Origin of the sequence: Paraburkholderia sp. 40, from assembly GCF_050434105.1 — a bacterium.
In the GTDB taxonomy this organism is placed as follows: Bacteria; Pseudomonadota; Gammaproteobacteria; order Burkholderiales; family Burkholderiaceae; genus Paraburkholderia; species Paraburkholderia tuberum.
This window is the reverse complement of sequence record NZ_JBNPVY010000004.1, coordinates 1255669-1268959: the sequence shown is the minus strand read 5'-3', so window position 1 is coordinate 1268959 and position 13291 is coordinate 1255669. Positions and strand designations below refer to the sequence as shown.

Annotated in this window: 10 protein-coding genes; 4 read left to right on the top strand and 6 right to left on the bottom strand. The window is 64.6% G+C overall.

Annotation, left to right across the window (positions count from 1 at the left end; genetic code table 11):
- Positions 1-260 precede the first annotated feature (260 nt).
- From OKW28_RS27445 to OKW28_RS27435, 3 genes are all read left to right on the top strand, one after another.
- On the top strand, positions 261-1253 hold the full coding sequence (locus OKW28_RS27445; protein WP_429454469.1) for a hypothetical protein: 993 nt from the start codon (positions 261-263) through the stop codon (positions 1251-1253).
- A 148-nt stretch (positions 1254-1401) separates the two neighbouring features.
- Positions 1402-1620, top strand: a complete 219-nt coding sequence (locus OKW28_RS27440) for a DUF465 domain-containing protein (protein WP_013089766.1) — start codon at positions 1402-1404, stop codon at positions 1618-1620.
- Between the two features lie 63 nt (positions 1621-1683).
- Positions 1684-3948: an ATP-dependent DNA helicase gene (locus OKW28_RS27435; RefSeq protein WP_429450360.1), complete on the top strand. Its 2265-nt coding sequence runs from the start codon at positions 1684-1686 to the stop codon at positions 3946-3948.
- Between the two features lie 192 nt (positions 3949-4140).
- On the opposite strand, the gene OKW28_RS27430 is transcribed toward OKW28_RS27435, so the two are convergent.
- Both OKW28_RS27430 and OKW28_RS27425 read right to left on the bottom strand, forming a co-directional pair.
- Positions 4141-4392: a hypothetical protein gene (locus tag OKW28_RS27430; protein ID WP_429450358.1), complete on the bottom strand. Its 252-nt coding sequence runs from the start codon at positions 4390-4392 to the stop codon at positions 4141-4143.
- A 231-nt stretch (positions 4393-4623) separates the two neighbouring features.
- Positions 4624-5877, bottom strand: coding sequence for a JmjC domain-containing protein (locus OKW28_RS27425; protein WP_429450357.1), 1254 nt, complete (start codon positions 5875-5877; stop codon positions 4624-4626).
- Between the two features lie 32 nt (positions 5878-5909).
- Between OKW28_RS27425 and OKW28_RS27420 the strand changes: the two genes are divergently transcribed.
- Positions 5910-6452 carry an FKBP-type peptidyl-prolyl cis-trans isomerase gene (locus OKW28_RS27420; RefSeq protein WP_184048969.1) on the top strand — a complete coding sequence of 181 codons (543 nt, stop codon included), beginning with the start codon at positions 5910-5912 and terminating at the stop codon, positions 6450-6452.
- Here the strand turns inward: OKW28_RS27420 and OKW28_RS27415 are convergent.
- The 4 genes from OKW28_RS27415 to OKW28_RS27400 all read right to left on the bottom strand — a co-directional run bounded on the left by OKW28_RS27415 (position 6432) and on the right by OKW28_RS27400 (position 13058).
- Positions 6432-7880: a hypothetical protein gene (locus tag OKW28_RS27415; protein ID WP_429450356.1), complete on the bottom strand. Its 1449-nt coding sequence runs from the start codon at positions 7878-7880 to the stop codon at positions 6432-6434. The two genes, OKW28_RS27420 and OKW28_RS27415, sit on opposite strands and share 21 nt — an antisense overlap.
- Positions 7846-10533, bottom strand: coding sequence for a DNA mismatch repair protein MutS (mutS, locus tag OKW28_RS27410; RefSeq protein ID WP_429450355.1), 2688 nt, complete (start codon positions 10531-10533; stop codon positions 7846-7848). The genes OKW28_RS27415 and mutS overlap by 35 nt, the downstream gene beginning before the upstream one ends.
- A gap of 208 nt (positions 10534-10741) precedes the next feature.
- Positions 10742-12040, bottom strand: coding sequence for a lysophospholipid transporter LplT (gene lplT, locus OKW28_RS27405; protein ID WP_429450354.1), 1299 nt, complete (start codon positions 12038-12040; stop codon positions 10742-10744).
- Between the two features lie 214 nt (positions 12041-12254).
- Positions 12255-13058, bottom strand: a complete 804-nt coding sequence (locus OKW28_RS27400) for an inositol monophosphatase family protein (RefSeq protein ID WP_429450353.1) — start codon at positions 13056-13058, stop codon at positions 12255-12257.
- Positions 13059-13291: the final 233 nt, after the last annotated feature.

Below are 13291 nucleotides of genomic sequence, written 5' to 3'. Positions count from 1 at the left end.
CCTGCGGACTCAGTGATGGGCCGCGCGCGGGCGGCAAATCGGGACAGGCCGGGCGTGCGCCGCGACCAGGTTGCTAGAGCGGGGCATTTTGCCATAAATGCCAAAGGGCTCAACCGTGGGGTGTTAGAATTTCGGGCATGTTCCGTTGACCCTCTACGACGTTGCCAATCTCCCTGTCCCTCAACCGCCTGGTCTCTTCGCTGGCGTCAGGTTCACTGCCGGGTCCACTGCCGGGTTCGTCTCAATTGCCGCTGGTTTCTTTGCGCTCGTTCGGTCGGTCGGCTTTAACGGCTGCCGCGTCGTGCGCGATCGCCGCAGCGCTCGTCGTGCCTGTGTCGGCCGTGGCGCAAAGCGCGACGCCGGCGCAAGGTACGGCGCCCGTCGCGGCCTCGGGCCCGCAAGCCGCCGCAACCGCCGACGGCCCTCAAAGCGCAAGTGACGTAGCCGTGCTGGACAAGTCGTTCGACGAGCGGCAACAGGTGCTCAATCAGCGCACCGACGACAACAACTATCAATTCGCTGTCGCGCAACACAACTGCTACAGCCGCTTCTTCGTCAATCACTGTCTGAACCGCGCGCGCGACGCGATGCGCAGCGTGCAGGCGGACATCCGCAAGGAACAGCTCGCGCTCGACGCCGAGCAGCGTGCGCAGCGCGCCCGTGAACGCGACGAACGCACCGCGTTGCGGCGCGCGCAAAACGAGGCGGAAGCGCCGCAACGTGCCGCCGAAGACGCGCGCAACGAGCAGGCGTATCAGGAAAAGCAGCGTCAGCACGCGCTCGATCAGGCGCAGCACAACGCAGAGGCGCCGCAGCGCGAAGCCAATGCGCAGGCCTACGCGGAGAAGCAACGTCAGCACGCGCTCGATCAGGCGCAGCGCAACGCCGCGGCACCGCAGCACGAAGCCAACGCGCAGGCCTACGAGGAGAAGCAGCGCCAGCACGCGCTCGATCAGGCGCAGCGTGGTGTCACACCTGCGCAGGCGGCGGCCAATCAGAAGGCCCACGACCAGAAGCAGAGCGACTACCAGCGCAAGCTCGAGGAAGCGCGTCGGCAGGGTGCGCAAAAGGCCGCGGAGCGCCAGCAGAAACAGGAGACTTTCGAGCGGAAGCAGGCCGAGGCCGCGCAGCACAAGCTCGATGTCGAAGCACGTCAAAAGCAGGCCGCCGGGAAGGCCGAGCAGAAGCGTCAGGACGAGCTGAAGCAGCAACAGCTCGAAGAGCAGCAAAAGCAGCAACAAGAGCAACAGTAAGCGTGCTGTAGTGGCTGTATCGTAGAGTAAGCCCTGGCGGTCGTGGCCAGGGCCGCCGTAGTCGCCGTAATGCGTTTTGAGGCGGACAGCAACCTCAGGCATCGGACCGCGCGCACGCGGTTCGTGCCGCCGACCAGAGGAGGCGAGCATGCGCGATCGTCATCACGTCATCGACGCAAACACACTTCGCGACCGCATTCTGCAACTGGAATCGGAGCATAGTGGACTCGACCGGTTGATCGACCGGATGTCGGATGAACCCGGCATCGACGACTTCGAGTTGCAGCGCCTGAAAAAGCGCAAACTTAAAGTCAAGGACACCATCATCTTGCTGCAATTGCAGCTCGAACCGGACGCGCGCGCCTGAGTTCGCGGCCTGGCAGGCGCCGGGCGCGCAGCGCGCGAGCCGGACTTAGCAGGAACGCTTGCCTTGAATTCATCGCATGACACTTCATCCCGGGCCGCGCCGGACAACGCATCTGCTTCGGGCGCGCCCGCGCCGCGCGCGGCAGCACCGGTGCCAGGTGTGTCGCTGAATCGGCGCCGCGCGAGCGAGCTCGACGACATCTTCGCCGACAACGGTCTGCTCGCACGGCAGATCGACGGTTATCGGCCGCGTGCGTCGCAGATCGAGATGGCGCGCGCGGTTGCCGCGGCGATGGAGGCGTCGGGCCGCGCGATGCCCGGGCCCGCGATGTTCGAGACGCAGAAGCGCCCGGCGCGGCGCCTGCAGCAGACCGGCGCTGAAGCCGTCTCTGAGTCGACCGCGAGCAACGCGCAAGCCGATGGCGTCGACGGTGGCGAGAATACGTTGATCGTAGAGGCGGGTACCGGCACCGGCAAGACCTATGCGTACCTCGTGCCGGCCATGCTGTGGGGCGGCAAGGTGATCGTCTCGACCGGCACCAAGCATCTGCAGGATCAGCTGTTCCAGCGCGACATTCCGACCGTGCGCGACGCGCTAGCGGTGCCGGTGTCGGTCGCGATGCTGAAGGGCCGCGCGAACTACCTGTGCCATTACTACTTGCAACGCACCGCGGACAACGGTCGTCTGCCATCGCGCCAGGAGACCTCGTATCTGCAGGACATCGTGCGCTTCGCGAAGATCACGCGCACCGGCGACAAGGCCGAACTCGCGAGCGTGCCGGAAACGGCGCAGGTGTGGTCGATGGTCACGTCGACGCGCGACAACTGTCTCGGCCAGGAGTGTCCCCACTACAAGGACTGCTTCGTGATGCAGGCGCGCCGCGAAGCGCAGCAGGCCGATATCGTGGTGGTCAACCACCATCTGTTTTTCGCCGACATCATGCTGCGCGATACCGGCATGGCGGAGCTGCTGCCGACTGCGAATACGGTCATCTTCGACGAAGCGCACCAGCTGCCCGAAACCGCGACGCTGTTTTTCGGCGAGACGCTATCGACCGCACAGTTTCTCGAACTCGCACGCGATTCGGTGGCCGAGGGCCTCGGTCACGCACGCGATGCGATCGATTGGGTCAAGCTCGGCGCGACGCTCGAGCGCGCCGCCCGCGACGTGCGGCTCGCGTTCAAGGAAGACTCGGTGCGTCTGTCGATCGGCCAACTGCCCGACGATCACCCGTTGTTCGCCGCGCTCGAGACGCTCGAGGCCGAACTCGACGCGTTGGCCTCGGCGTTGGCGGGCCAGGCCGAGCGAGCCGAATCGCTCGGCGCGTGTTTGCGTCGCGCGCGCGAGTTGCAGGACGTGTTGAGCGGCTGGACCACGCCACCCACGAGTGCCGAACGCGACGCGGTTGCGACCCGCGAGGGTGACGCCAGCGCGGAGCGCGCCGATCCGAATGAAAAGGTGCGCTGGATCGAGGTGTTCTCGCACACGGTGCAGTTGCACGAAACGCCGTTGTCGGTCGCGCCGATTTTCGCGAAGCAGCGCGCCGGCGTACCGCGCGCGTGGATCTTCACATCGGCGACGCTGTCGGTGCGCGGCGACTTCACGCACTATGCGGCGCAGATGGGCTTGAACTCGAAGCGCTCGATGACATTGCCGAGCCCATTCGACTATCCATCGCAAGGGCTTCTGTACGTACCGCGCAATCTGCCACAGCCGTCATCGCCGATGTTCACCGACGCCGTGTTCGATGCCGCATTGCCCGCGATCGAAGCCTCGGGCGGCGGCGTCTTCATGCTGTGCACGACACTGCGCGCGGTGGATCGTATCTCGGCGAAGCTGCGCGACGCGATTGAGTCGCGCGGCTGGGACTATCCGCTGCTCGTGCAGGGCGATGCGAGCCGCACCGAACTGCTCGACCGCTTTCGCGCCTACGGCAATGCGATCCTGGTCGGCAGTCAGAGCTTCTGGGAAGGGGTGGACGTGCGCGGCGACGCGCTGTCGCTGGTCGTGATCGACAAGCTGCCGTTTGCGCCGCCGGACGATCCCGTGCTGGCCGCGCGGCTCGACGCACTGACGAAGAAGGGCTTGAGCCCGTTCGCCGTGCATCAGCTGCCGCAGGCCGTCATCACGCTGAAGCAGGGCGCCGGCCGGCTGATTCGCGCGGAGACTGATCGTGGCGTGCTGATGATCTGCGATACACGTCTCGTCGATAAACCTTATGGCCGCCGCATCTGGCAGGGTCTGCCGCCGTTCAAGCGCACCCGCGAGATCGACGTGGTGCGTGAGTTCTTTGAGGAGAGCGCTGGGCCAGCGGCGCCGGTTCGATAGGCGGGGATGTGTTCCACACATGCGACGAGCTCCGCAGTGGAAAGCGGCCCTGAATGACAAAACGCCACGGATGTGAATCCGTGGCGTTTTTCTTTTCCCGTTTGCGGCTCGTGCCGTTTCCGGCCAGCCTCCAAACGTTTCGTGCGCAGGCGCTGTAGCGGGAGCGCCCCTACAGCGCCGAACCGTTGCGGCTTACTGGCTTGCGCCTGCTGCCGGCGATGCTGCTTCAGCCGGCGATGCTGCAACTGCCGGCGATGCTGCTTCGGCCGGCGATGCTGCTTCGGCCGGCGATGCTGCAACTGCCGGCGATGCTGCTTCAGCAGGCGATGCTGCCGCCGGTGCGGACGCAGCCTCCGACGGTGCAGCAGCCTGATCGTTGCTCTTGTTGCATGCAGCGAGTGCCACAACTGCCAACAGGGATGCTACGAGGAGGGATTTCTTCATGATCACGTCCTTTTATGGTTTAAAGGTAAGCAACAGCGCAAAATAAAACCGGTAATGTGCTCCAACACCGACCTGGGCCGCTGGCGGAGATGCTCTTTTGACGAGCTGGAATCTTCCCTACGGCTTGGGCGGAAATTATATGCACTTTCGTACTGACAGTCGATAAATGCGGGTCAATACGTTGTCTTTCTCATACAAAATTTCACTGTACGGTATAACAGGCGGGCAGAGTTACGCAAGCTCGCCCACCTGTATCCAGCCCGCACAATACCACTCGTGTAGCAGTGCTGTCACCGATGAATCGTGCGATAGTGTTACAAAGCGTTTCGCACTCATGCACCGCAGATTTGCGAGTTCAAACAGCCATTTTTTCGCGCCGGTCCACGATATTTCTTCTCCATTTACGAAGAAAAAACGTCGTTCATACAACAGGTTAGTCTTGCGATCGAGCCGTAGCCCGGATCTCGACGCCGCGCCGATGAAACGGGCTTCGTTGAGCGGCCGTTGCGGCGGATCGAAGACGACACTCGGCTTGGGTTCGCTGAGGTACGTGCCAAGGAACGACGCAATCTCCTGCTCATTCCATCGCACTTTAGCAAGCATCGCGCCCACCCGTTCGACGAGCGCCGCGGGCAACTCGGCCGGCTGTTCGACGGCGGCCTGCCGTGGGTCGCGATAAAGGGCGCCCGCCTTGCCCGTGGCCTCTCCGCGCTCGGCCAGGTGGTAGAGGAACTGCGCGGTCAGCTCGCTTTCGGAGGGCGCGCGAAAACCGATCGAGCAGGTCATGCATTCGCCCTCGGCGATGCCGTCGTGCGCGATGTGCGGCGGCAGGTACAGCATGTCGCCGGGCTCGAGTACCCACTCCTGTTCGTGCTCGAAGTGCTGTAAAACCTTCAACGGCAAGCCGGGCTGCAGCGTCAGATCTTTCTGCGCGCTAATGCGCCAGCGGCGCTTGCCTTTTACTTGCAAAAGAAACACATCGTAGGAATCGAAGTGCGGGCCGACGCCGCCGCTATCGGTCGCATACGAAATCATCAGGTCGTCGAGACGCGCGTCCGGCACGAAACGGAAACGGTCGAGCAACGCGCGTGCGCGGTCGTCGTGCAGGTCCACGCCCTGCACGAGCAGTGTCCATGCGCGCTGTTTGACGGACGGCATTTCGTCGGGCGCGAACGGGCCGTGCTCCAGCTGCCATTTGTTGCGGAAGTGCGTGATCAGGCGCGCTTCGACGTCGTCCCGATCGGCCAGCTCGAACAGCTCGTCGCGCGACAGCGGCGCTTCGATGTCCGGAATCGCTTGACGGATCAGCAGCGGCTTCTTCTGCCAGTAGCGGCGCATGAATTGCGACGGGCTCAGATGGCCGAGAAGCGCGGTCGGAACGTGGGGCGAGGGCGGAAGAATGGGCCGCGTGGCCGGCTTTGCGGTAGACGGCGAATTGCTTGCCGAACCTGCATCGGCCGGGAGGTGAGTGGGCCGCCTGGGCATCGTATAATGTGAGTTGTATTCTGGAGAATCGAATGAAAATCGCAAAGAACACCGTCGTGTCGGTCGCCTACAAACTGTCGGATGCGCAGGGCAATCTGATCGAGGAAAGCGAAGAGCCGATGGTCTATCTTCACGGCGGCTATGATGGCACGTTCCCCAAGATCGAGGAAGAGCTCGACGGCCACGAGGCTGGCTTCGAGACCCAGATCCAGCTCGAGCCGCAAGACGCGTTCGGCGAATACGATCCTGACCTTGTGAAGATCGAGCCGCGCGATCGCTTCCCTGAACCGCTCGAAGTCGGCATGCAGTTCGAAGGCACCCCGGAAGATGGCGACGAGGAAATCGATGCGCTGGTGTACGTGGTGACCGACGTCGCGGAAGACAAGGTCGTGCTCGATGGCAATCATCCGCTCGCCGGCATGGCGCTGCGTTTCGCGTTGACCGTCAAAGACGTGCGTCCGGCTACTGAAGACGAAATCCAGCACGAGCACGCGCATGGCGCGGACGGCCTCGAAGTTCTCGACGACGATGAAGACGAGGACGAAGAAGACAGCTCAAAACCGACCCTGCACTGAGCTTGCGGGCATGCGCGGTGTCGTCGCGGGGGCAGACGGCACCGATGCGGGCAACGCAGGCGAGGCTGGCAGTATCGACCCCGGCGGCATCGAGATAGCGGGCCCATAGTCGCCGCCGCCCTGGTCGGATGGGATGCGCGGCTGCTGCTCCTGCGACTCTCCAGGCGTCTGCAATACGGGCGGCAATTCCGACGCCGGCCCGAAACCTTCCACATTCGGCATCTCCGGCGCAACCGGCATCGACGCGCCGGATTCGTCGCGCGGCGATGGGGGCGGCAAGACCGGCGGCGTGGTGGGCAGCGGCATCTGCTTCGGCACGTCGCGCACGCCGACTCTGAACGGCGGTTTCCTGCCGAAATCCGCTTCTATCTGAATCCATTGGTTGAGACGATCATGCGGCGCGAGCGCAATGCGCGTGAGGTTCGTCACGACCATCCCCTTGTCGTTGCGTAGCGGCTGATCGATGACGAAACCCCCGGCCGGCCGGTCGTCGTCTGCATGAATGACGACCACGGGTCCGGGGAAAATCTGCGCGAGCTTGAGCAGACTGCGCTTGAATTCTAGAAAGCCGTCGCGGCGCGAGCTATGTGCGAAGTGCAGCCAGGCGAACCGTTCGGGTCGCTCGTAGCGCTCCGGGTCGAAGTCGCCCTGAATGAACACGACGATCGCGCGCGCGTCGCGGCGCTTCGCGTATTCGGCCGCATGCTCGAGCCAGAATGCGTTGGCGATCACGCGATCTTCGAACTCGCCGTTGCGGCCGCCCGCGCTCAGGTAGTGGTTGTTCGGACCCGGCGCGTTCAGGCCGATGAAGACGATGTCGCCGGCTTTGGTGTTCGCTTTGTCGTTCGTTTTTTCGTTGACCACCCAGCGCACGTTTTCACGGAACGGGCGGAAGCGCGACACCTCGCTCTCGCGCGTCAACGCGATCGGGTTCTGCCCCATCGACGTTGGATCGGCGAACAGCGTTTGCCGCAACTGGTCGAGCCGCTCGACCGGATCGAAGCCGCCGGCTTCCGCCGTGCCGCAATCGACCCAGTCATGTTGGCCGGGAATAAAGAAGAGGGCAGTGCGCGAACTGTCGAGCAGCGCGTGGCGGCGCTCGAACAGCGCGTCGCGGCAAACTTCCTTTGGCCCCTTCAGATTGCCGTCATAGACGATGAAGCGCACGTCGCGCTCGCGGTTGATCGCCTCGAGCAGCCGTTGCGTGGCGGCTTCGTCGGCGGGGCTGTGCATCGTGCCGGAAATCACCGCGAACGCGAAGCGCGAGGCCTCGGCGTGCGCCGGCGCGGTCCATGCGCACACTGCCACGAGCACGACGATGCCGCCTGCCGGTGCGAGCACGTGGCGCAGCGCCGCGCGAAGCCCGCGCGGGCGCGGCGGGTGTCCCGGCGTGTCAGTGGTCCGCATCCGGCGCGACGGCCAGTTCATGCAGTTCGTACAGCAGATCGAGCGCTTCGCGCGGCCGCAGATCGTTCGGATCGATGCCGCGCAGACGCTCGACGAGTGTCTGCATCGCGGGCGACGCAGGCGTTGCGTCGCTCGCCGCCTCGTGGTCGTCGTCCGCGTCTTCGGCGAGCATGGCAGGCTGCGTCGCGAACAGATCGAGTTGCGGCGCGGGCTGCGCGGCCGATTGCTGCTCCAGATGCGCGAGATGCTTGCGTGCCGCGCGGATCACCGCGTTCGGCACGCCGGCGAGTTGCGCGACCTGCAGACCGTAGCTCTGATTGGCGGGCCCTTCGTTGACCGCGTGCAGGAACACGATGCCGTGCCCATGCTCGACCGCCGACAGATGCACGTTGGCCGCGTGCGGAAACTCCGCGGGTAGTTGTGTCAGCTCGAAATAGTGCGTCGCGAACAGCGTGTAGCAGCCGTTGTGGGCGAGCAGGTGGCGCGCGATCGCCCACGCGAGCGCGAGGCCGTCGAATGTCGACGTGCCGCGGCCGATCTCGTCCATCAGCACGAGGCTTTGCGGTGTCGCGTCGTTGAGGATCGCGGCGGCTTCGGTCATCTCCACCATGAAGGTCGAGCGGCCGCCGGCGAGGTCGTCGGCCGCACCGATGCGCGTGAAGATGCGGTCGATCTGTCCGAAGGCCGCGCGCCGCGCTGGTACATAGCTGCCCACGTAAGCGAGCAGCGCGATCAGCGCGGTCTGGCGCATGAAAGTCGACTTACCGCCCATGTTGGGACCGGTGATCAACAGCAGCTTGCGCTCGGTCGCGAGTGAGCAATCGTTGGCGATGAACTGCTCGACCTGCGCCTCGACCACCGGATGACGACCCTGCTCGATGTCGATACCCGCGTTCGCCGAGAACGTCGGCGCAACCCAGTCGAGCGCGCGAGCGCGTTCGCCGAGCGCGGCCAGCAGATCGAGTTCGGCGAGCGCGAGCGCCACGCGCTGACAGTCGGGAATGAACGGCAGCAACGATTGCAACAACGCGTCGTACAGTGCGCGTTCGCGCGCGAGCGCGCGTTCCTGCGCGGACAGCGCTTTGTCCTCGAAGGTCTTCAGCTCGGGCGTGATATAGCGCTCGGCATTCTTCAGCGTTTGCCGACGGCGATAGTCGTCCGGCACCTTGTCGGTTTGGCCGCGCGTGACTTCGATATAGAAGCCGTGCACCTTGTTGTACTCGACGCGCAGATTGCTGATGCCGGTGCGCGCGCGTTCGCGTGTTTCGAGATCGATCAGGAACTGTCCGCAGTTCTCCGAAATATCGCGTAGTTCGTCGAGCTCGGCGTCATAACCACGCGCGATGACGCCGCTGTCGCGCACCATCGCGGCCGGCTCTTGCGCGACCGCGAGCTTCAGCAAATCGGCGCACGCGTGCGGCGGTTCGAGCGCCGCGTCGATGCGCGCGAGCGAATCCGCGTTCGATGCCACCGCCGCGAGCTGCGCGCGCAATGCAGGTAGCGCGATGAAGGTATCGCGCAGGCTCGACAGATCGCGCGGCCGCGCCGACAGCAGCGCGAGACGGCCGGTGATCCGTTCGATGTCCGAAATCTGCCGCAATGCGCCGCGCAATGTATCGAGATCGGCGCCCGGCGGCGCGTCGAGCAACGCGCCGATCGCCTGCTGACGCGCCTGAGCCACCGCCGAATCGCGCGGCGGATGATGCAGCCAGTGACGCAGCAGGCGGCTGCCCATCGTCGTGCAGCAGGTGTCGAGCAGCGAGCACAGCGTCGGCGATTCGGTGCCGCGCAGCGTCTCCGTGAGTTCGAGGTTGCGGCGCGTGGCCGGATCGAGGCCGATGTATTCGGATTCGTATTCGACCTTCAGGCTCCGCACATGACGCAGTTGCTGGCCCTGCGTGGACGCCGCATACAGCAGCAACGCGCCGGCCGCGCCGCACGCGCAGCCGAGCGAATGCGCGCCGAAGCCGTCGAGGCTAGCGACTTCGAGCTGGTCGCACAGGCGCTTCGTGCCCGAGGTGATATCGAAGTGCCAGGCCGGTACACGCTTGAGCGCGCTGGCGTTGACAGGCGGTGTCCAGCTAGTCGAATCGGCGGTGGCGTCGGCGACCAGAATTTCCGCGGGACGGATGCGCTCCAGCGCGGCGGCGACCTGATCGGGCGCGACTTCGGCGAGGCGCAGCGCGCCGCTCGCGAGATTGAGCCATGCGAGACCGACGCTCGTGGCGACACCGCGGCGATTGTGCGCGACGCCCAGCGCGAGCAGATAGACGTCGCTCTTGTCGGACAGCAGCGCGGCGTCGGTCAGCGTGCCAGGCGTAACCACGCGCATGACCTTGCGCTCGACCGGGCCTTTCGAGGTGGCCGGGTCGCCGATCTGTTCGCAGATCGCGACCGATTCGCCGAGTTTCACGAGCTTGGCCAGATACTGTTCGACAGCGTGATGCGGCACGCCGGCCATCTTGATCGGATTGCCCGCCGACGCGCCGCGCTGCGTGAGCGTCAGGTCGAGCAGGCGCGCGGCTTTTTCCGCGTCGTCGAAAAAGAGTTCGTAGAAGTCGCCCATCCGGTAGAACACCAGCGTGCCCGGATGCTCCGCCTTGATGCGCAGGTACTGCTGCATCATCGGCGTGTGTTGTGCGACGTCGTTGGCCGCTGCGGTTTGAATACCCATCCTTCGTGTCTTCTTGCGGTAGATGCTCAGGGCGTGAGTTTAACCCGCCGGCGCGGCGAGCGGACCCTGGCCGAACGGACGATGCCCAATACAAGAGCTGAATGTCAGCATGACCTATTCGATCAAAGCGGGGGTTGCACGCCGTCGCGGCGGGTTACGGCCGTCGAGCCGAGCCTCGCGCTGTCATTGCTGGAGCACCGTGATGCATTCATTCCTCGATCATCGCCCGCATGTCCACCCTGCGTTCGTTCGCCGCGCTGCGGCGTTTCGCGAGCCACATCAGCAGCGTGATGAAGGTGCCGAACACGACGATGATCCACTGCGCGGGCATCTTCGCCGTGAGCAGCAGCGCGTACACGCCGAGCATCAGCAGCACCGCGAGGTTCTGGTTGAAATTCTGCACGGCGATCGAGTGACCGGCCGACAGCAGCGTCGCGCCGCGATGCTGCAGGATCGCATTCATCGGCACGATGAAAAAGCCCGACAACGCACCGAGCACGATCATCAGCGGATAGGCCAGCAGAATGTAGTAGGGCGCGACGTGCGTGCCGAAGCGCAGGCCCGCCCCCGCCGGGAACAGGTCCTTGTTGTAGAAGGCCATCGCGATCGCCACCGCGCCCGTCAGCACGCCGACCGGCAACACCTTCAGCGAGTGGCGCAATGGAATCAGCGCGGCCGCGCCCGCCGCGCCGATCGCGATGCCGAATCCGGTCACGCCTTGCATCACCGCCGCCTTCGACAACGACAGCCCGAGGTTCACGTTCGCCCATTTGAGCACCAGCAGCTGCATCGTCACGGCGGCGCCCCACATCAGCGTGGTCACCCACAGCGCGATCTGCGCGAGCTTGTCGGCCCACAGCACCCGGAAGCAGTGATGGAAATCGCCGACCAGCTTTTTTGGCTCGGTCAGCCGGTTCGGATAGCGCGCGCCAGTGTCCGGAATGAAGATGTTGATCGCGGCGGCGATCGCGTAGGTGAGCATGACCGCGCCCATCGCGAGATCGGCGGCCGAGCGGATCAGCGGCATATGAGCACGCGTGACGAAATGCTCGACGACGGTGCTGATCAGCCCACCGCCGAGCATCGTGCCGGCGATCGTCGACAGCACCGTCGCCGATTCGAGCCACGCGTTCGCCTGCACGAGCTTTTCGGCGGGCAGCAGCTCGGTGAGGATGCCGTACTTGGCGGGCGAATACGCGGCCGCGCCGAAGCCGACCACGCCGTAGGCGATCATCGGATGAACGCCCAGAATCATCATCAGGCAGCCGCTCGCTTTCAGCGCGTTGGAGATGAACATCACGTGGCGCTTCTGCATCGAATCGGCGAACGCGCCGACGAACGGCGCGAGCAGCACGTACGAGATCGTGAAAAAAATCTGCAGCAGCGGCGTAACCCACGCGGCCGAGCGCATCACGGAAAGCAGGGCGATGGCGGCGATCAACAGCGCATTGTCGGCCAGCGACGAAATGAACTGTGCCGCGATGATCGTATGGAAGCCTTTTTTCATAGGGCAGATTGGAGGCTGCGCCCGGGGCGAAAGTCGGGCAGGGTCAAAGCGGCATGGAGCAGGGAACGGTCCCGGCCGAGTACCGCCCCGAATAACTTCCCGCTTTTTAGCACGACGCTCCGGACACTGGAGCGCCGCCAACAGAAAGGCGGCCGAAGCCCGCTTTTCTCTGCAACCGTTATGCGTTGCCGCGGACCGGCCGCGGCGGCGCACCTTATGCCGACTGCTGACGCGTGCGGCTGAAGCGCGACAGGATCGGAATCATCTGCGCGTAGACCTTCGGGTTGCCCGCGACGACTTCGCCGACGTGCAGGAACTCCGAATCACCGGTGTAGTTGCCGACCAGGCCGCCGGCTTCGGTGATCAGCAGGCTGCCCGCCGCGACGTCCCATGCGTTCAGGCCCTGCTCGAAGAAGCCGTCCATGTGGCCGGCCGCGACGTTGGCCAGGTCGAGCGCGGCGGCGCCCGGACGGCGCAGGCCGGCGCAGGCTTCGGTCATCTCGGCGAACTGACGGCCGTACGATTCGAGGCTGTCCTGCGCGCGGAACGGAAAGCCGGTGCCGATCAGGCAGTCGGCCAGGCGGTCACGCTTGGCGACGCGGATGCGGCGATCGTTGAGAAACGCGCCACGGCCGCGCGATGCGGTGAACAGATCGTTGCGGGTCGGATCGTAGACGACGGCCTGCGTGACGACGCCCTTGTGCGCGAGCGCGATCGACACGCAGTAGTAAGGGAAGCCGTGGATGAAGTTGGTGGTGCCGTCGAGCGGATCGATGATCCACTGGTATTCGGAATCGTGGTCCGACTTGCCCGACTCTTCGGCGAGGATGGCGTGATCGGGATAGGCGGTCTTCAGCGTTTCGATGATCGCCGCTTCGGACGCTTTGTCGACCTCCGTGACGAAATCGTTGTGCTGCTTTTTGCTGACCTGAATCAGGTCGAGATCGAGCGATGCGCGGCTGATGATCTGAGCTGCGCGGCGCGCGGCCTTCACAGCGATATTGAGCATGGGATGCATAAACTGATCCTTGTGCCGGGGCAGCACAGCTGCCGGCCGGTAAATAAGCGCGAAACTGCGCTGACGGGCGCCGCAACGACGCAAAAACAGCACGGAACGGCAGACCGGCTATCAAACCGGAGAGCATTCCGTCGACGGAGACGAATTGAATAAGAACAGTGCGACTGGTTCGACGGAAGCTTCAGCAAACGTCGGCGCCGGACGCGAAAAGCGGTATTTTACCTGAGTCCGGG

Coding starts and splice junctions, on each gene's coding strand:
- lplT (WP_429450354.1), bottom strand. CDS start 12,040: ATGAAAAAAGGCTTCCATACGATCATCGCGGCACAGTTCATTTCGTCG.
- OKW28_RS27430 (WP_429450358.1), bottom strand. CDS start 4,392: ATGAAGAAATCCCTCCTCGTAGCATCCCTGTTGGCAGTTGTGGCACTC.
- OKW28_RS27400 (WP_429450353.1), bottom strand. CDS start 13,058: ATGCATCCCATGCTCAATATCGCTGTGAAGGCCGCGCGCCGCGCAGCT.
- mutS (WP_429450355.1), bottom strand. CDS start 10,533: ATGGGTATTCAAACCGCAGCGGCCAACGACGTCGCACAACACACGCCG.
- OKW28_RS27415 (WP_429450356.1), bottom strand. CDS start 7,880: ATGAACTGGCCGTCGCGCCGGATGCGGACCACTGACACGCCGGGACAC.
- OKW28_RS27425 (WP_429450357.1), bottom strand. CDS start 5,877: ATGCCCAGGCGGCCCACTCACCTCCCGGCCGATGCAGGTTCGGCAAGC.
- OKW28_RS27420 (WP_184048969.1), top strand. CDS start 5,910: ATGAAAATCGCAAAGAACACCGTCGTGTCGGTCGCCTACAAACTGTCG.
- OKW28_RS27440 (WP_013089766.1), top strand. CDS start 1,402: ATGCGCGATCGTCATCACGTCATCGACGCAAACACACTTCGCGACCGC.